Origin of the sequence: Clostridium sp. 10cd*, from assembly GCF_044336395.1 — a bacterium.
In the GTDB taxonomy this organism is placed as follows: Bacteria; Bacillota_I; Bacilli_A; order Erysipelotrichales; family Erysipelotrichaceae; genus Clostridium_AQ; species Clostridium_AQ innocuum.
Genome location: NZ_CP172347.1, coordinates 4,024,838 through 4,042,416, shown reverse-complemented (window position 1 = coordinate 4,042,416; position 17,579 = coordinate 4,024,838). Strand labels below are relative to the sequence as shown.

The 17,579-nt window shown below is 42.3% G+C and carries 20 protein-coding genes; 13 read left to right on the top strand and 7 right to left on the bottom strand.

Going from position 1 to position 17,579, the window contains the following annotated elements:
• The 5 genes from ACG3M1_RS20305 to ACG3M1_RS20285 all read left to right on the top strand — a co-directional run bounded on the left by ACG3M1_RS20305 (nucleotide 1) and on the right by ACG3M1_RS20285 (nucleotide 3,738).
• Nucleotides 1-948, top strand: coding sequence for a gluconeogenesis factor YvcK family protein (locus tag ACG3M1_RS20305; RefSeq protein ID WP_118002167.1), 948 nt, complete (start codon nucleotides 1-3; stop codon nucleotides 946-948).
• 2 nt (nucleotides 949-950) lie between these two features.
• Nucleotides 951-1,889, top strand: coding sequence for a DNA-binding protein WhiA (gene whiA, locus ACG3M1_RS20300; RefSeq protein WP_395814536.1), 939 nt, complete (start codon nucleotides 951-953; stop codon nucleotides 1,887-1,889).
• A 37-nt stretch (nucleotides 1,890-1,926) separates the two neighbouring features.
• Complete coding sequence (locus tag ACG3M1_RS20295; RefSeq protein WP_217792954.1) at nucleotides 1,927-2,481, top strand: nuclease; 555 nt, start codon at nucleotides 1,927-1,929, stop codon at nucleotides 2,479-2,481.
• A gap of 72 nt (nucleotides 2,482-2,553) precedes the next feature.
• On the top strand, nucleotides 2,554-2,820 hold the full coding sequence (locus tag ACG3M1_RS20290; RefSeq protein WP_002606002.1) for a hypothetical protein: 267 nt from the start codon (nucleotides 2,554-2,556) through the stop codon (nucleotides 2,818-2,820).
• Nucleotides 2,821-2,823: 3 nt separating this feature from the next.
• Nucleotides 2,824-3,738, top strand: coding sequence for a GNAT family N-acetyltransferase (locus ACG3M1_RS20285; protein WP_008816584.1), 915 nt, complete (start codon nucleotides 2,824-2,826; stop codon nucleotides 3,736-3,738).
• Between the two features lie 246 nt (nucleotides 3,739-3,984).
• On the opposite strand, the gene ACG3M1_RS20280 is transcribed toward ACG3M1_RS20285, so the two are convergent.
• On the bottom strand, nucleotides 3,985-4,551 hold the full coding sequence (locus ACG3M1_RS20280) for a hypothetical protein (protein ID WP_395814532.1): 567 nt from the start codon (nucleotides 4,549-4,551) through the stop codon (nucleotides 3,985-3,987).
• Between the two features lie 187 nt (nucleotides 4,552-4,738).
• On the opposite strand from ACG3M1_RS20280, the gene ACG3M1_RS20275 reads away from it, so the two are divergent.
• The 3 genes from ACG3M1_RS20275 to yajC are packed head-to-tail and all read left to right on the top strand — an operon-like array spanning nucleotide 4,739 to nucleotide 6,683.
• Nucleotides 4,739-5,917, top strand: a complete 1,179-nt coding sequence (locus ACG3M1_RS20275; protein WP_217792956.1) for an SIS domain-containing protein — start codon at nucleotides 4,739-4,741, stop codon at nucleotides 5,915-5,917.
• 17 nt (nucleotides 5,918-5,934) lie between these two features.
• On the top strand, nucleotides 5,935-6,363 hold the full coding sequence (agaF, locus tag ACG3M1_RS20270) for a PTS galactosamine/N-acetylgalactosamine transporter subunit IIA (RefSeq protein ID WP_002605998.1): 429 nt from the start codon (nucleotides 5,935-5,937) through the stop codon (nucleotides 6,361-6,363).
• Nucleotides 6,364-6,377: 14 nt separating this feature from the next.
• Complete coding sequence (gene yajC / locus ACG3M1_RS20265) at nucleotides 6,378-6,683, top strand: preprotein translocase subunit YajC (protein WP_008816586.1); 306 nt, start codon at nucleotides 6,378-6,380, stop codon at nucleotides 6,681-6,683.
• 412 nt (nucleotides 6,684-7,095) lie between these two features.
• On the opposite strand, the gene ACG3M1_RS20260 is transcribed toward yajC, so the two are convergent.
• Nucleotides 7,096-8,277, bottom strand: a complete 1,182-nt coding sequence (locus ACG3M1_RS20260; RefSeq protein WP_009588851.1) for a helix-turn-helix domain-containing protein — start codon at nucleotides 8,275-8,277, stop codon at nucleotides 7,096-7,098.
• Between the two features lie 412 nt (nucleotides 8,278-8,689).
• On the opposite strand from ACG3M1_RS20260, the gene agaV reads away from it, so the two are divergent.
• The 4 genes from agaV to ACG3M1_RS20240 all read left to right on the top strand — a co-directional run bounded on the left by agaV (nucleotide 8,690) and on the right by ACG3M1_RS20240 (nucleotide 11,839).
• Nucleotides 8,690-9,166: a PTS N-acetylgalactosamine transporter subunit IIB gene (gene agaV, locus ACG3M1_RS20255; protein ID WP_002605994.1), complete on the top strand. Its 477-nt coding sequence runs from the start codon at nucleotides 8,690-8,692 to the stop codon at nucleotides 9,164-9,166.
• 61 nt (nucleotides 9,167-9,227) lie between these two features.
• On the top strand, nucleotides 9,228-10,049 hold the full coding sequence (locus ACG3M1_RS20250) for a PTS mannose/fructose/sorbose/N-acetylgalactosamine transporter subunit IIC (protein WP_002605988.1): 822 nt from the start codon (nucleotides 9,228-9,230) through the stop codon (nucleotides 10,047-10,049).
• Nucleotides 10,039-11,043, top strand: a complete 1,005-nt coding sequence (locus tag ACG3M1_RS20245; RefSeq protein WP_008816587.1) for a PTS system mannose/fructose/sorbose family transporter subunit IID — start codon at nucleotides 10,039-10,041, stop codon at nucleotides 11,041-11,043. Before ACG3M1_RS20250 ends, ACG3M1_RS20245 begins: the two co-directional genes overlap by 11 nt.
• A gap of 121 nt (nucleotides 11,044-11,164) precedes the next feature.
• Nucleotides 11,165-11,839 (top strand): hypothetical protein, encoded by a 675-nt coding sequence (locus tag ACG3M1_RS20240; protein ID WP_009270629.1) that lies wholly within the window; start codon nucleotides 11,165-11,167, stop codon nucleotides 11,837-11,839.
• 188 nt (nucleotides 11,840-12,027) lie between these two features.
• On the opposite strand, the gene ACG3M1_RS20235 is transcribed toward ACG3M1_RS20240, so the two are convergent.
• The 3 genes from ACG3M1_RS20235 to ACG3M1_RS20225 form a co-directional block, all read right to left on the bottom strand.
• Nucleotides 12,028-12,702: a hypothetical protein gene (locus tag ACG3M1_RS20235; RefSeq protein ID WP_008816589.1), complete on the bottom strand. Its 675-nt coding sequence runs from the start codon at nucleotides 12,700-12,702 to the stop codon at nucleotides 12,028-12,030.
• Between the two features lie 184 nt (nucleotides 12,703-12,886).
• Nucleotides 12,887-13,933, bottom strand: coding sequence for a PTS system mannose/fructose/sorbose family transporter subunit IID (locus ACG3M1_RS20230; RefSeq protein WP_009270628.1), 1,047 nt, complete (start codon nucleotides 13,931-13,933; stop codon nucleotides 12,887-12,889).
• Nucleotides 13,923-14,744: a PTS mannose/fructose/sorbose/N-acetylgalactosamine transporter subunit IIC gene (locus ACG3M1_RS20225; RefSeq protein ID WP_002605993.1), complete on the bottom strand. Its 822-nt coding sequence runs from the start codon at nucleotides 14,742-14,744 to the stop codon at nucleotides 13,923-13,925. Before ACG3M1_RS20225 ends, ACG3M1_RS20230 begins: the two co-directional genes overlap by 11 nt.
• A gap of 230 nt (nucleotides 14,745-14,974) precedes the next feature.
• On the opposite strand from ACG3M1_RS20225, the gene ACG3M1_RS20220 reads away from it, so the two are divergent.
• Nucleotides 14,975-16,045, top strand: a complete 1,071-nt coding sequence (locus ACG3M1_RS20220) for a tyrosine-type recombinase/integrase (protein ID WP_154410709.1) — start codon at nucleotides 14,975-14,977, stop codon at nucleotides 16,043-16,045.
• A 248-nt stretch (nucleotides 16,046-16,293) separates the two neighbouring features.
• Here ACG3M1_RS20220 and ACG3M1_RS20215 read toward each other — a convergent pair whose 3' ends face one another.
• Together ACG3M1_RS20215 and ACG3M1_RS20210 are read right to left on the bottom strand one after the other, a co-directional pair.
• Nucleotides 16,294-16,779, bottom strand: coding sequence for an acyl-CoA thioesterase (locus tag ACG3M1_RS20215; RefSeq protein WP_002605986.1), 486 nt, complete (start codon nucleotides 16,777-16,779; stop codon nucleotides 16,294-16,296).
• Nucleotides 16,780-16,843: 64 nt separating this feature from the next.
• A complete protein-coding gene (locus tag ACG3M1_RS20210) occupies nucleotides 16,844-17,413 on the bottom strand; it encodes an ATP-dependent Clp protease proteolytic subunit (RefSeq protein ID WP_002605985.1) in 570 nt (189 codons plus the stop codon).
• Between the last annotated feature and the right edge of the window lie 166 nt (nucleotides 17,414-17,579).

Below are 17,579 nucleotides of genomic sequence, written 5' to 3'. Positions count from 1 at the left end.
ATGAAAAATGTAGTCGTAATCGGCGGAGGGACTGGTTTATCTGTTATGCTGCGTGGTATGAAGCAGATTGAGAATATCAATCTGACAGCCATTGTCACCGTAGCGGATGACGGGGGAAGCACTGGGCGGATCCGACGTCAGTTTCATATTCCTGCCATGGGAGATGTGCGCAATGTCATGTGCGCCATGGCGGAGGAGGAGAGTATCTTTACATCTCTTATGAACTATCGCTTTGACGGAGAATGTGACGATGTCGGCGGACATAATCTGGGGAACCTGATATTGACTGCCATGACGAAAACAACCGGAAGCTTTATGGAGGCAATTCGTACATTCTCAAAGTTTCTCAACGTGAAGGGTCAAATCATTCCAAGCTCGCTGCAGGTCATCACCCTGTATGCCGTGATGGAGGATGGAACAATCGTACGTGGAGAAAGCAATATTCCGAATTTCAACAACCGCATTGAAAAGGTGTTCTATCAGCAGCGTGTGGAGCCAACCAGAGAAGCCCTGCAGGCAATTCATGAGGCGGATGTTATCGTATACGGTATCGGAAGTCTGTATACCAGCATAATGCCCAATCTGATCGTGGACGGTGTGGTTGAGCAGCTGCGCAGCAATCCGGTAAAAAAGATTTACTTCTGCAATGCCATGACACAGCCTGGAGAAACCGATGATTTCACGCTGGAGCAGCACGTAGCGGCGATACAGAAGCACTCCTTTCCGGAAGCAGTGGATATCGTAATCACCCACAACAATCGTGCAGAACCGCATATTCTTGAAAAATATAAGGATATGGGAAGTGAACCGGTGCGGGTTGCGCAAAAGGATCATCCTTATCAGATTTTATATCGGGATGTATTGAATTTCGATGATGATCTGATTCGCCATGATTCAAATAAAATCCGGGATGTTCTCGGAGAAATTATAAACAGTAAGGATGAATAGAAATGTCGTTTACAACGGAAGTAAAAGCGCAGATTGCGGCAAATGAGCTGCATCCCTGCTGTATGAAGGCGGAGCTGACAGCCGTATTGCAGATGTGCTTTACGATGAACTTCACATCGGAGGGGATGCATCTGACGGTAAAGACGGAAAATGCCAATACCGCCAAGCGCGTGTTTCGCTTTTTAAAGGAGCTGTATCAGGTGGATACACAGCTGTCTGTCATAAAGAAGATGAAACTGAAGAAAAACAACATCTATGTAATCCGCGTGAAAAACAAGGCGATGGAAATACTTCGTGATCTGGAAATTATGACAGAGCGCGGACTGCAGAACCATCCCTCCAGCAAGATGGTACGCAAGGAATGCTGTGCCAGAGCATATCTGGCGGGTGCGTTTCTGGCCGGAGGGTCTGTGAATTCTCCAAGCAAATCCAACTACCATCTGGAAATCAGTACCCAGAATGTGGATTTGGCCAAATTCATATGGAAGCTGATGCAGCGCTTTGATCTTCCTGCCAAGCAGATCCGGCGTCGGAATCAGGAGGTTGTCTACCTGAAGGCCAGTGATAAAATCAGTGACTTTCTGCGCTGTGTGGGAGCAAGTGATGCGGTATTCACCTTTGAGGACAGCCGCATTCAGCGGGATTTCATGAATTCCTTAACACGGTTGGACAACTGTGAGCTGGCAAATGAAATGAAAAGCATAACCGCCGGCAAAAAACAGCTGGAGGATATTCAGTGGATCGAGACCTATCGCACCCTGGACAGCCTTCCGGAAAAGCTTCAGCATGTCGCATATGCCAGAAAACAGCTGCCGGAAGCCAGCCTGAACGAGCTGTGTGAATACTGTGCAGAGGAATTCAATGAAACGATATCCAAATCCGGTATGAAGCATCGCCTTGCAAAGCTGCGGGAACTGGCAGATCAGTATCGCAAGGAATAAAATCGAATAGAAAGTGCAGACTATAAAGGGTGATCTTATGAAATTAAGACTGTTTATTATGTTTGCACTTTTTCCTTTCTTGCATGCGACAAGCTATTCTGCAAAGCTGGTCAGCTGCAGCCAGGATCAGATTGTTTTGAAAAGTCAGGACAGTGAATTCAGAGTTTCGCTGTTCAATACGAAAATAACAAAGGAAGAGGGCTGGCAAAAGACCTGTGAGCTGCTGGAGGATGCAACATCCATCCGTTTTGAAATTGATCCTTCCAGCAAGATCGAAGAGCCGGTTCCCGTGTATCTGTTCGCTGATGATAAGCTGGTACAGGAGGAGCTGATGAAGCAGGGGCACGCCTATCCGATGATCCGCAATCCGGAATATACGTATGAAAAACGTCTGGAAAGTGCCTATGATGCCACACAGACGATGGCTAAGCCTGCCGAAGTGAAAACCAAAAGCCGTCCTGCACTTGTCGGTCCGCTGTATTTCGGTGCTGCTTTACTGCTCTGGCTGCTCATGCTGCCGTATATGCTGCACAGGCGCAAAAAGAAGCAGCGGCCTGTGGAAAAAGAACAGACAGAGGCCGAAGCAGGGTAAGTTTTTACGCTTTTACATTCACAGATGTGCGGTTTTATATTATAATGAGAGAAGAAAGCGAGGAAATCGTACATGGATGTTATCATTTATCTACTCTTTATCTGCCTGGTCATTTATATTGTGATAACACTGCTGCCGGTGATATTGCCGATCGTAGCAATTATTGTGATTGCATTTTCCATACTTATCTGGTATGCCAAGCGAAAGGTACGCAGGCATATGGAGGAATATGAAAATGAATGGAACCAGCAGCAGGAAGAGTATACAACCGGCAACAATTCCAATCTGGATTCCGATGATGTCATTGATGTGGAATTCACAGAACGGGATGATGAGTAACGTATGCTGAGAGATGCAGGGAAGCAGGACAAGGCAGAAATATATGAATTATGGAAGCAGTCGTATCCAAATCAAAACCGAAATTATCTGAATTTTTATTTTAAAAATATATTCGACAAGGGACGCTGTATTGCTCTGGAACAGGATCAGCGCATTATTTCCAGTCTGCAGCTCAATGAGCATATCCTTCGTTTACGCGACAAGCAGCTGAAAATCAGCTACATACTCGGTGTGTCCACGCTGCCTGATTATCGCAGAAGAGGACATATGCGCAGACTGATGGAATCGGCGCTTGATGAGGCGGGACACAATCATCTGGTAACACTGATTCGCGGCTTTTATCCAAAGCTGTATGAGCAGTTCGGATTTGAGACCGTGTATGAGAGAAAGCTGTATACGGTTCCCAGAGAATGTCTGCACAAGGTTTCGCTGACAAACATATCCTATGCGGCTGAGCCGCAGGAGCTGTTACAGGCCTATCAGAATTTTACAAAGCACTTTGACGGCTGCTATGTGCGTGATCGGGAATATTATGTACTTCTGCAAAACGAAATTGTGGTTACACAGAAGCAGATGGTGGTATATCGGAACCGGCAGGGGGAGGTTTGCGGCTATCTGATTTTCCATAAGAAAAAACAGGAGATTCATGTGGAAGAAGCAATCTATCTGGAATCTGTCGTATTGATGCGTCTGTTGAAGGCGGCAATCGGCAGGGAACAGGAGATACTTGTAGAGGTATCCCAGAGTGAGAAACTGGAAAAAATATTTCCGCTGCTGATTCCAAAAAAACAGCCATTCATCATGGCCAGAATCAATAATCCGGAGCTTTTCAACAAGCTTTACAATCTGGAGGTGAAATCCGCTGCCGAGGCCTTTGCTTCTGCACTGCGGCCGCTCTGGATTCATGAATATTATTAAGGATATGCATCCGGCATATCTTTTTTTGTTTACCTGAAACACAGGCCTTTCCAGCAAAGGGAAGCATAGTCATCCGGTTGGAGATCATCTGCGAAGGTAATGGAAATCCTAAGGTGCATTCTGAAAACAGACACAGGCACTCATAGGAGGAAGTGCTGGCTCATATGAAAATCCATACATCCTTTGATAAAGGAAGACAGAAAGGGATAAAAAAAGATATCCATATAGCGGATATCCGTTCATTACTTATTTCTTATCTGTCAAAGAAGGATTGGCTTTTTTATAAAACAGAGCGCGAACCTGAAACAGTGAAACACCGATTGCAAGAATGCCCATCGCAATACACATGGCTTTCATCAGATCATCATAGCCACCCTCCGAGAACGGAAGCAGAATGATCAGAATACCAAACAGCAGATAAGCGGCTATTTTCATATAAATTTTCTTTGTTTCTTCACTTGCGGCAGTCAACAGTCTCAGCGGGCGTTCCTTCGGCTTGAAATTCGGTATCTGCGTCTGCTTTTTCAGGAACAAACGGAATTTTACCTCCATCAGTGCGTAAGCCGCAACACCGATGATAATGGAAAGCAGAGCACCCAAATCAAAGGAGTATGCCAGAATACCGCCAATCAGACCTACAATGAAACGGGAGCTGTAGGTTTTGTATTTTGGAATATCGTTCAGAATGTAACCAACATGATCGAAAACATTATAATACACATAGCGGTTGTGATCATCCTTATAGATATGCATGCCGGCAAGATCTTCACCGCTCATGCCTTTTTTCTTCTTATTTACAGCTTTATTAGCCATGTTATCACCTCTAGTTTACATTATATATGGAAACGCTTTTTTCGTCTAGCAAAACAAGAATATAAATTAGCAATAATTTTGTACAAATTAACAACATTTTGCGCACCTCGTTGTTTTTTTATAAACGCTGAGCTATAATGAAATCGTAATGAAAAGGATTTCAAATCCGGAAAAGGAGTGAAGGAACATGATCTTTGGAAAAGACACAAAAGAATGGGAAAGTTTAAAAGGAATTTACACGGCAACAGAAATTAACCAGCAGCCGAACACCTGGAAAAAAACAATCAAGCAGGTAGAGGAACACAAGGAAGAAATCAAGGCATTTATCGAAAACGTAACGAAACACGATGACTATGATATCATTCTGACAGGCGCAGGTACCAGTGAATTCGTTGGAAACGCCATCTTCACATATGTGAGCAAGAGAACAAACTATAAAACAAAATCATATGCCACTACAGATATCGTGGCAGCTCCGGAAAACTATCTGTCACAGACAAAACCAACCCTGCTGATCTCTTACGGACGCAGCGGAAACTCACCGGAATCTGTAGGTGCAGTAGATGTAGCGGATGAAGTATGCGGTAAGAATCTGTATCATCTGTTTATTACCTGCAATCATGAGGGTGCTCTTTCAAAGGCAGCGGAAAAAAGAGAGAATGCATATGCAATCAATCTGACTCCTGAAACACACGATCAAAGCTTCGCTATGACTTCCAGCTTCTCTAATATGATGCTGGCCACCCTGCTGTGCTTCAGTCTGGATAATCTGGATGAAGTGAAAGCAGAGCTGGAGGACGTTATCAAGGCTGCAGAAAGAATGCTTGCCAACAACTGGAAATTCTTCAAGGATGCTGTAGGCGCATATGACTTCAACCGTATCGTTTATCTTGGCGCAAACTGCCTGAAGGGAATCGCACAGGAATCTCAGCTGAAGATTCTGGAGCTGACTGCCGGACGCGTTGCGACAATGTATGATTCTCCAATGGGATTCCGTCATGGACCGAAATCCATCATCAATGATGACACCCTGACCATCGTTTATCTGAGTGACGATCCATATACCCGTCAGTATGAAGTGGATCTGATTAAGGAAATGAGCCCGCAGCGTAAAGGAAACAAGCTGATGGCAATCATGAATAAGAGAGATGAAGAGGTTGCAGGTCTGGTTGACTATGCATTCTCATTCGATCTGGACAATGAGCATGAAAACGCATTCCTTGGATTTGATTACATCGTTGCTGCACAGGTACTTGCATTATTCAAATCTTTATCATATGATATAACTCCGGATAACCCATGTCCTACAGGAGAGGTTAACCGTGTTGTAAAGGGCGTAATTCTGCACCCTTACACAAAGAGATAGGAACGGAGGATATAAAGATGATCGGACTAATCGTAACCGGACACGGTAATTTTGCATCCGGATTGACCAGCTCATTGAAGCTGATTGCCGGAGAACCAAAGAATTATGTAGCAGTAGACTTCCTGGAAAGCTATTCTGTAGATGACCTGGAACGCGAATTAACAAAAGCACTGGACGAGCTGAAGGACTGCGAAGGCGTTCTGGTTCTGTCTGACCTTGGTGGAGGGTCTCCATTCAAAACTGCAGTTATGGTAGGATACCCGAGAGGCAATGTTGAAGTTGTTGCCGGTACAAACCTGCCGATGCTGATTGAAGTCAATATGGGACGCCAGTTTGTAGAAGAACTGGGTATGCTGACTGAAATGGCAATGAACACTGGAAAAGATCAGGTTGTTCGTTATGAATTTAAGCCTGTTCAGCAGGAAGAGCCAACAGACGGAATCTAAGAGGAAGCTGATGCATGATTGATTGGCATACCATACTCTGGTGCTGCATCACCCTTGGTTTTCTGCTCATCTGCTTTCTGCTCATCTATTATATCGTCAGCGCACGTATGATGAAAAAGAAAAGAGAAGAACTGAAGGATCAGCTCAACCGTATGAAGCCGGGGAAGGATATCCTGTTCGCAGGCGGTATCAGGGGAAAGATTATCCGTGCAAAGGAAGAGTACCTCGATGTTGAAGTGGCAAAAGGAATTGAAATTACAATTTCCAGACTTGCGGTCAACCAGGTGCTGGAGAAAAGAAACTCTTCGAAAACAAAATAATGAAAAGCACACAAAACCATGCTGGAATTGTGTGCTTTTTCTATGAATTCGACGCTAAGATTTCAGAAGTCTTTCCTATATGAAAGAATATCCCTTTGTGATTACCACAGAGCTGTTGCAGAATCACATGATTGCTTCTATTCTTCTGCTACCGCTGGCATAAACTTTCCGCATATAAAATACATTTTCCTGTTCTCTCAGAAGAATAATTCGCTTTTTCATCCAAATTCATATACATGAGGACATAAAAACCAGACAATACAAGAAATCGTCTGGTTTTCAGCTGCCTTTTATGAATCATTGTTTGAATATGAGTTGATTCTTCCTTCATAAACCAACTCATTCCATATTTCAAATAGGAATCTGTGAACATATCTGTGTGTTGTGATAACCATACGCTTTACAGATGCTGCTAATTGTAAATCGTCTTTGCATAGTCTGTCGGAGTGATACCAAACTGCTGCTTGAATTTCCTTGAAAAATAGTGAATGGAGGTAAATCCCATCATACTGGCGATTTCGCTGATTGTGTAGACACTCTCTTTAATGAGCAGCTTGCTTTTGTTAAGTTTCAGGTCACTGATATACTGCTTCGGCGCAACCCCAAGGTTATTTTTAAAGAGCGTCTGCAGGCTGGAGCGTGATATTGAGAATTTCAGACAGATTTCCTCGATGGTGATCTGCTCATAGATGCTGTCATTGATAAAAATTACGATTTCATTTAACAGCTCATTTTCAAACCGCTGCTGCATCGGTGTTGATGCGACAGGGGAACTGGTAAGGAAGTCATATTGCAGAATTTTGATAAGCAGCTCCTTCATGTAACATAGCATCAATTCACTGTCATAAAGCATATCATTGCCGGAGACCTTAATAAAATTGTTTAAAGCGTTGTGGATATCACGGTGGGCATTGTAGACACGATTCGTGACAAGATAGGAATCGGGTATTTCCATATCAAACATGATGGTGAGATAGGAACATGATTTTGCGTGACCGGTTTTCTGGGTATGGTACTGCCCGGGCGCATATAAAATAAGATCCAATTCATCCAGCTGATACGTTTCTCCATCCACAGTCGTTTCCAGCTCGCCATTGTCGATGAAGGTCAGCTCCCAGTAATTGTGCTTCTCACCTGGAAAGGTATAGCTGGCATTGCGGACCTGATAATAATAGGCTAGAATTTCTTTTATCTCAAAGGTTGGTACGATTGGCTCATAGACGATTGGATTATGGTCATAGGTAGACATCTGTCTCTTCTTTGCCTTGAAATCCATCTCCACTTCCAGCTTAGCACTGGAGGATATGCATAGAAAATTAAATTTAACGCCCTTTCGTATTTTGATATGGCGATGTACTACAAAACGCTCATAGCTTCTGGCAGTATCATCCTTTGTGACGACCAGCATAACGATTCCGCTCTGTACGCGAACATAGATGTCACTGGTATAGAACATGAAATTATCAAAGCTCTTGTCCTTCAGCTTTACAATTGTGCGACTGAGCTTCGGTGTCTGGTGCTTTGTGAGTTCATTGACGATTTCACCGTATTTATTGAAAATAAAACTTGTTGTTTTATTAAACAAAGCAATCACCCTCTCATTACTATTAGTATATCAAATTCAGATTTGATATAAAAGGAAAAAGGAAGAAAATCAAGCAGCAATGAAATCACTGAAAACTCTATATTTTTATGTAAGTGTTTTCATAAAATGGAAATGGTAATAAAAAAAGACAAATTTAATTTATTTATCACACAATTAACAAAAATCATGGGAATATGTAAAATTTTGATGCTGGTATGTATATTTCTGATAGTTTGCATTATTTACCTGCAAAATCTCCGGAAAATTACTAAAAAGTGCAAAATCACTGATAAAAAGTGTAAAGAATTATGCTGTTTTTTGACATAGAATCTAAGTGAACTGAAAGGGTTTACTTATCGAATCCACCTCATCAAGGTTCGGTAAATTAGTTCATGTCTAATGGTAGAAGGGAGAGAGCAAAATGCCAGATATCGTATTAACAAGAATTGATAACCGTTTGATTCACGGACAGGTTGCAACACAGTGGTGTGGAGTTGTAGGAGCTAACCTTCTGTTAGTAGCCAATGATGCAGTGTCTACAGATGAATTCCGTCAGGGATTGATGAACATGGCTGCACCGGCTTATGCGCAGACACGTTTCTTCTCAATTCAGAAGACAATTGACATTATCGGAAAAGCAAGTCCAGCACAGCACATTGCAATTATCTGTGAAACTCCACAGGATGTACTAAGATTAGTAGAAGGTGGAGTACCTATTAAGAAAGTCAATATCGGAAACATGCATATGGCAGACGGCAAGCGTCAGGTTGCCACCAGCGTTGCTGTAGATGATGACGATGTTGCGACTTTCAAGAAACTACAGGACTTGGGCGTAGAGCTGGAAATTAAACGTGTTCCAGATACACCTGTAGAAAATCTTGATAAATTATTCAAATAATAATTTATCGAAAAATTAAAAAAATCTTATCTTAAATCATTGATTTGAAAGGAGAAACAACATGGATGTAAATATCATTCAAGCTTTACTGGTATTCATAGTGGCGTTCATTATGGGTATTGACCAGTTCAGTTTCTTAGAATCCCTGTATCAGCCTATTGTACTGGGACCAATTATTGGTGCTATCTTAGGTAACTTTGAATTAGGTATCGTTGTCGGTGGTGCTTATCAGCTAGTACAGATTGGTAGTATGCCAATCGGTGGAGCGCAGCCGCCTAACGCAATTATGGGTACAATCATGACAGCTGTGTTCGCAGTTTCCATGAATCTTGAACCGACTGCAGAAGGTGTAGGTCTGGCTGTAGGTTTGGCTATTCCATTCGCAGTATTCGGGCAGTATGCAGTAACATTAACATTTACTATTATGTCAGGTTTAATGGCAAAAGCTGATAAAGCTGCTGAAGAGGCAGACGGAAAAGCAATTGCAATGATTAACTTTACAGAAATGGCTATCCTGGGTATCCTGTTCGGTATCCTGGCTGTAGCTGGTGTTTATGGTGGATCAAAACTTGGTGTAACACTGAAAGACCTGTCCTTCCAGTTCTCTTGGGTAATGGCTGGATTAGACGCTGCCGGTGGTGCTATGAAGTTTGTCGGATTCGCTATCCTGATGAAGGTTATGATGTCCGGCGAAATGTGGGGATTCCTGTTCGCAGGTTTCGTTATGGCTAACATCTGTATGGGTATCGAATCTGTTAGCAGCGCAACACTGCTGCTGTGTGCATTCGTAGGTCTGGCTATTGCATTATATGACTACCAGATCAACACAAAAATCAAAAACAGTGCAGGTTCAAATGTAGGAGGTGTTTCTGATGGCATATAATATTCCTGAAAGATATAGCGATTTAACTCCGGCAGCTAAGCTGGATAAGAAAACACTGAATAAAATGGTATGGATGTCATGCTTCCTGCAGGCTTCTTTCAACTATGAAAGAATGCAGGCCTGCGGATGGCTGTGGGGAATCCTCCCAGGTCTGAAAAAGATTCATACAAACAAAGAGGATTTAAAGGCTTCCATGGCACATAACCTGGACTTCCTGAATACGCATCCATTCCTGGTAACCTTCGTTATGGGTATCGTATTATCTCTGGAACAGAACAAGGCTGAAACAGCTACAATTCGTTCCGTACGTATTTCCGCTGCCGGTCCTCTGGGTGGTATCGGTGATGCGCTGTTCTGGTTGACATTAGTTCCAATTACAGCGGGTATCACGGCTAACATGGCATTGAATGATAAGAGCATCATTGGTGCTATTCTGTTTCTGGTAATCTTCAACGCTGTACAGTTTGCGGTTCGTTATTTTCTGATGCACTGGTCCTACAACCTTGGTACAAAGGCTGTAACCATGCTGACAAGCAACGCTAAGGAATTCACTCGTGCTGCTAGTATTCTTGGTATCTTTACAGTAGGTGCATTGATTGCCAACTATGGTTCCACTTCACTTCGTATCGCTATTGCAGATCCTGCTATCAATGTTCAGAATCTGTTGAACGGTATCTTGCCGAAGCTGTTACCGCTGGTTATCACAATCGGTCTGTTCTTCTTAATCAAAAAGGGTTGGACACCGATCAAATGTATCCTTCTGATTCTGGTAGCTGGTATTGTCGGATGCGCATTTGGAATCTTTGCCGGTGACTCTAAGGCAATTGATGAAAACGGTGCTTCTATCAATGGTGGATATGATCCACTTGTTTCTTGGTATGACTATCCTGAACCTGCAGCTGCAGAGAAAACAGGTCAGCAGGCATACGATGCAATCCAGGGCGTTGTTGATCAGTTGAATAAAGCTGGTGTCAACGTAACAATGCCTGAATAAGGTTTACGATTATCTAAAACTCTCTCATCCTACTTAAGATACATGAATGTGTATCGAAAGAAAAAGATCATAGCACTTCGGTCTATGGTCTTTTTCTAAATCAAATGAACGAGGTGATTTAATGGACGGTATGGCAATCGTTATAGCAGTTGGTTTTATCGTATGCTTTCTGGCATATCAAATGATAAAAAACCATGTATTATCCAAAGTCAGTAAGGCAATGCAAAATCAGAATTATGATCTGGTCCTGCAGCTTTCAGAAAAGTCATTCTATAAACGCTTTATGGGAAGCTTTGTCTGTGATCTTTATATTTTGCGTGCACTCTTAAATAAAGGTGATAATATCGGTTTTAAAAAATATCTTATGGAAACGCTGGAGAAGCCGTATACTCTGGAAAAGCGTAAGGAAGTATTGGATATTTATTTTTATCATTTTTTATTCCATGAAGATAAGGAATGGGCGTTCAGGCTATTGGAGAAAATCAGGGAAACAAATGATCCACAGTATATAACATACAATGAAGAAGCATATTCTGTTATGATTGAACATAATACAGATCTGCTGGACACCATGATAGAAGGAATAGAAAATAAGAAGTATTCGGGGCTAGGGCTGGGAATTGCTGTCTTTATGGTAGGAATGCAATACCTGCTTCTTCAGGATAAGGATAATGCAAGAACATATTTCTATAACAGTTTGAGCTGCTTTAACAAAAAATCCTTTTACTATGCAAAAGCAAAGGCGTATGTTGACCGGTTGACGGAAGAACTTGGTGCCGAGGATCTAGATTACTGATGCTTTTACTTTTCAACAGCATGAGTCTATTCACGGTTTTTACTGTATTCTTTATAGAGACACCTTAGAATAGTAAAATAAGGAAGTACGCTTTGTAAATAAAAAGAAGAAATCGGTAAAGGTTAACACGAAACCTCAGATTTCCTCTTTTTTTATTTACGATAGTAATCAACAAATCATTGCATATTTCAATAATCCAGATCAGCTGCATTCATATCCTTACTCAGCTTATCCACCCAGGCCTGTGCATGCGCAGCATAGATCGACTTCGCATGGAAACAGCTCAGACTATTGTAAAAGAAAATACGCGCATTTTCCATATCGTTTAAATAATAATACTGCAAGGCTGCCAGATATAAAGTTATTCCCAAGGCAAATCCATGATATTTTTTATCATCAATACCCTGAATCATATCCTCCAGTAAGTCTGTATGCTTTAGAATCATCACCTTGTAAGCATTTGTATTGTATTCAATATAGGCTGCATCATTGGTTTCTCTAATCCGGTCCAGCAGTATTTCAGCGTACTCTGCATCGTCTTTAAATAAGAACTGATAATAGTAAATGTCCAGAATATCTTTTCTTTTCTCAAGTGTATATGGCTTATCCAGTACGAGGTTCAGATGTTCCTTTAGTTCTTCAATCTGCCCGGTTTTGAAAAGAACACGCAGCATATATAAATCACATACATAAGGAGATAAAATTCGCTGATTCAAAGACTTATCGGTAATCCTGTTGATTGCCTCCTTATCATTTGCTGTCAAAGCCCTGTTCAAGCTATTCAGCAGTCTGTTCTTTGTTATCTGATAGGCCAGGATAAGGATACCGCCGATCATAATAATGACTAATAAAATAGGGTTCATAAAATACCTCATTCCTTCATTGAAAACGGTACAAGAATATATATCATAATTGAAACGGAGTACAGACACTGTAATTCAGCGCTATATTTAGAAAAAAGGTTTCCGAAGAAACCTTTTCCACGTATGAACTGTACGTTAAAGTAGAGAGAGCTTTTTACTATTTATCTATAATAGCGAAATACTATTATTTCTGTTCGTAACCAGAACCGCCGTAGCCTAAGTCACTAATAGCGTCTGCAGTAGCATCAATCTTGATACCCAGATCCTGCAGCTGCTTAATGATTTCCTGAGTTGCGTGTTTCTGCTCTTTAGCAGAAGGTTCTTTTTCACCGCCATCGTAAGTGTACCATTCAACCAGCGGGTTGTATCCACCTGCGATTGTGTTTCCATCGTTATCCATAGCTTTGGAATCACCAGCCCAGATACCGAATGCACATCCAACGATACCTGTAACCAGAATCAGAAGGATACATTTAACAGGTGTCCAGCCTTTTTTGATCAGTGTATAGATACCAAGCGTAATCAGTAATGGAATCAGCTTTGGCAGAATTCCATCAATCAGACTCTGAATGTTGATTGTAGGAGAACCAACAGTAATACGCAGAGAAGTAGCACCGTAGTTGGCAATCAGACCACCAACAACGAAGATACCCAGAATAGATGCAGCACGAGTGAATTCCTTAGCGTTGCTTGTCAGCATGGTTACAGCCTTTGTACCAAGGTTGTAGGACCAGTGCATCAGCCACCAACGAACAACAAACTGTACAGCATTGAAGATAATCAGGAACAATACAGCACCCAGAATGTTACCTTCCATTGCGATATTTGCAGTCAGACCTGCAGTAATCGGAACCAATGTCAACCAGAACAGTGCATCACCGATACCACCCAGAGGACCGGCAGCGGAAATACGTACGGAACGAATGGTCTGTGTTTCCGTTTTGTTCTGTTCCAGAGATAATACGATACCCATAACGAAGGTTACCAGGAACGGGTGCGTATTCAGAAAGTCCAGGTTGTGAGCCATGGAAGCCTTCAGGTCATCCTTGTTTGTATGAATTTTCTGAAGACCCGGGAGAATACCCCACAGCCATCCACAGGCCTGCATTCTTTCATAGTTGAAAGAAGCCTGCAGGAAGCATGACATCCATACCATTTTGTTTAATGTCTTTTTATCCAGCTGAGGTGCCGGAGTTAAGTCACTATATCTTTCAGGAATATTATATGCCATCAGAAACACCTCCTACATTTGAACCTGCATTATTTTTGATTTTCATGTTAACCTGGTAATCGTACAGTGCGATTGCGATACCAACGAAAGCACACAGAAGCAGAGTTGCTCCGGAGATTGCGGAAATATTGCTGCAGATAACAGACATAGCGAAGCCTGCAAGCAGGAATCCCCACATTTCGCCGGACATCATAACCTTCATCAGGATAGCGAATCCGACAAATTTCATAGCACCACCGGCAGCGTCTAATCCAGCCATTACCCAAGAGAACTGGAAGGACAGATCCTTTAATGTGATACCTAATTTAGAACCACCGTATAAACCGGCTACAGCCAGTGCACCGAACAGGCAGCCCAAGATACCCATTTCGATGAAGTTGATGTTACGGATTCCCTTTACATCAGCGTTTTCAGCACAAGCATCAGCTTTTGCCATCATACCGGACATAATAGTGAATGTTAATGTAACTGCGTACTGTCCAAATACTGCGAATGGAATTGCAAGACCCATAGCAGCTCCGACACCTTCTGCAGTTGCCTCCATGTTCATAGAAACTGCGAATACAGTCGCCATGATACCACCCAGAATTGCGTTAGGCGGCTGCGCTCCACCGATTGGCATACTACCAATCTGAATCAGCTGATAAGCACCACCAACTACGACACCAAGCTGGAAGTTTCCAAGAATTGCGCCGATAATCGGACACAATACGATTGGCTGATACAATGATTCCAAGAAACTAAACTGGTCAATACCCATAATGAAGGCAACAACGAATACCAGTAAAGCCTGAATAATATTTACATCCATGTTGTTTCTCCTTTCAGATTATTAAAGATAATTGTAAGCAAATTGTTATTTGAATAATTCACGGAATACGGCATATTGGTAAGAATAAGCGCTATATAAAAAGGAGGTATGCGATTAATAGCAGAATGCCGTATGTTAGCTACGTGTTCGCAACCAATCATTTCATGATTGCAATTCCATCCTTGACATTGTATGGTTTATATGAGGACAGGCAGTTGGAAGGTGTAAGGATGAAAGGGAAATCAGTAGGTATAAAAAAGGCAAACGGGATGGGCAGTGTATACAAGCTGCAGGGAAATAGAAGAAAGCCATGGGTTGCATGTGTGACCGTATCCTATAAACGAAAGGATGGCATGCGGCATCAGAAGCGTAAAATCATCGGATATTATGAGACAGAGGAAATGGCGGAGTTTTCGTTATGGAATTATAATAAAAATCCTGCTTTGTATGCGGAAATTGAAAAGCTGGGTACGATAACGTTTGAAAATGTTTATATGGAATGGTCATCCACCAAATATCGGAATATATCACAAACGGCGATAAATGGTTATAAGGCAGCCTATGCACGCTGTTCCAGTATATGGAATGTCCGCATGAGTGATCTCAGGGCAATGCATTTCCAGCGAATCATGGATGAAAGTACATTGTCGCTGTCCAGTGATCTCAAGCTGCGCTCTTTGATGATGCTGGTATGTGAATATGCTGTGCAAAACGATATTATTCAGAAAAACTACGCAAAATACGTGATTATCAATAGGAAAGAGGATCACCCCGAAATTCACAAGCCATTTACTGAATGGGAAATTGAAAAGCTGTTTGATCATGAAAATATTCCGTTTGTAGATACGATTCTTATTATGATCTACACCGGCTTTCGCGTAGGAGAGCTTTTTAACATTCGCAGAGAAGATGTAGATGTGCAGAATATGACCATACGCGGGGGAAGTAAAATAGAAGCTGGTAAAAACAGGCTCGTTCCGGTGCATGAAAAAATTCAAAAATACGTGATGGACTACTATCTGCAGGGTCATGAATATTTGATCAGTGATGCGGATACACGTAAAAAATTTAATTATCATATGTACCGCAATCAGTATTTTGATAAAATAATGGATATGCTGGAAATGGAGCATCTGCCACATGACTGCCGTCATACGTTTGCGACCAGATTGAGTAATTACGGCGCAAACAGTACCTGCATCAAAAAGCTGATCGGACACAGCTCCTATACCACGACAGAAAAAATCTATACGCATAAGGATGTTGCACAGCTGCGGCGGGCCATATCTACCCTGAAATGATGATAGCTACGTGTTAGCTACCAAAAGAAAGCAGTTGGTTTTGCGTGAAAATCCTATGTATGAAAAAAACACTGAGTCGGCGTTATAAGACTCAGTGTTTTCTATATGTTTGAAGGACAATACAGCTGTGAATTTATATGAGGCAATAAAAAGACTTATCTCCAGCATGCTGGTATACATGCTTGGATAAGTCTTATACTTTCCCTATCATCATGTGAAGGGTCTGTAAGTGCAGTATTTTTATGATACTAATCCTTGCCCTTTGCGATATTTTGCAGCTGCAGGCGGATTTCTCTTCGGCGAATGCCTGCCTGATACTCCTGTTTTTCCTCTTCGCTATCACAAATCAGCCCCGGTACAGTGGTCGGGCGGTCTTCATCATCCAAAGCGACTTCTGTCAGATATGCTGTATTGACAAGGCGGCGGACACCGTCCCTGTTTTCCACATAGCTGTCCACGCGGATTTCCATTGAGGTATTTCCCACATAGGTCACCTTGCCATGAAGCACCATCAGCTCATTCAGATGTACTGCTTCCTTGAAATTCAGGCTGTCAATGGATGCGGTTGTAATATTGCTGTTGCAGTGCCTTCTGGCAACCACACCCGCAAGAACATCAATCCATTCGGCAAGCTGTCCGCCAAACAGACGACCGCTGCCATTCAGATGGTTGGCCATGACAAGCTGAACCTGCTCTGCTTCAGATTCACATACCTTCTTTGCTTTACGTTCCATAGTATCACTTCCTTTATACGATTATTTTACCATAACATATAAGGAAAGGGCAGAATTTTCTGCATTAGATGATGGCATCAATCAAGCCATAGGAGAGTGCTTCCTTCGCATCCATATAGTAATCTCTATCACAATCCCGGCGTAGTGTTTCATTGCTTTGCCGGGTATTCTCACTGAGAATGCTGTACAGCCGCTCCTTCAGCTTCTGAATATGCAGTGCAGCGATCTCCATATCCTTGGCCTGTCCCTGCATACCGCCCATAGGCTGATGAATCATGATTTCACTGTTTGATAATGCGCTTCGCTTTCCTTGTGTTCCCGCACTCAGCAGCACAGCAGCCATACTTGCGCAAATTCCCATACAGATCGTACTGACATCACAGCGGATATATTTCATTATATCATAAATAGCCAGTCCCGCACTGACACTGCCGCCGGGAGAATTGATATACATTTGAATCGGCTCGCTGCTAATGCTGGACAGATACAGCAGCTGTGCGCAAATGGAGCTGGACATGGCATCGTCAATCTCTCCCGTCAGTATGATGATTCTTTCCTTCAGCAGGCAGGAGTACAGATCATACACCCGTTCACTGCTTGCGTTTCTTTCTATAATTGTCGGTACAAAGACCATACTATCACTCCCGTCTCTATACACAGTATGCTCGAAAGAGGCGTTTTAATACCGTATGTCAGCAGTGAATTGATGTAATCGTTTACAAATTATGACGCTTTGTTATACTGAAAAAAGCCCTTTTTAAGGGTGAAAATCGCAATTTTTGCCGGATACTGTCCAAAAC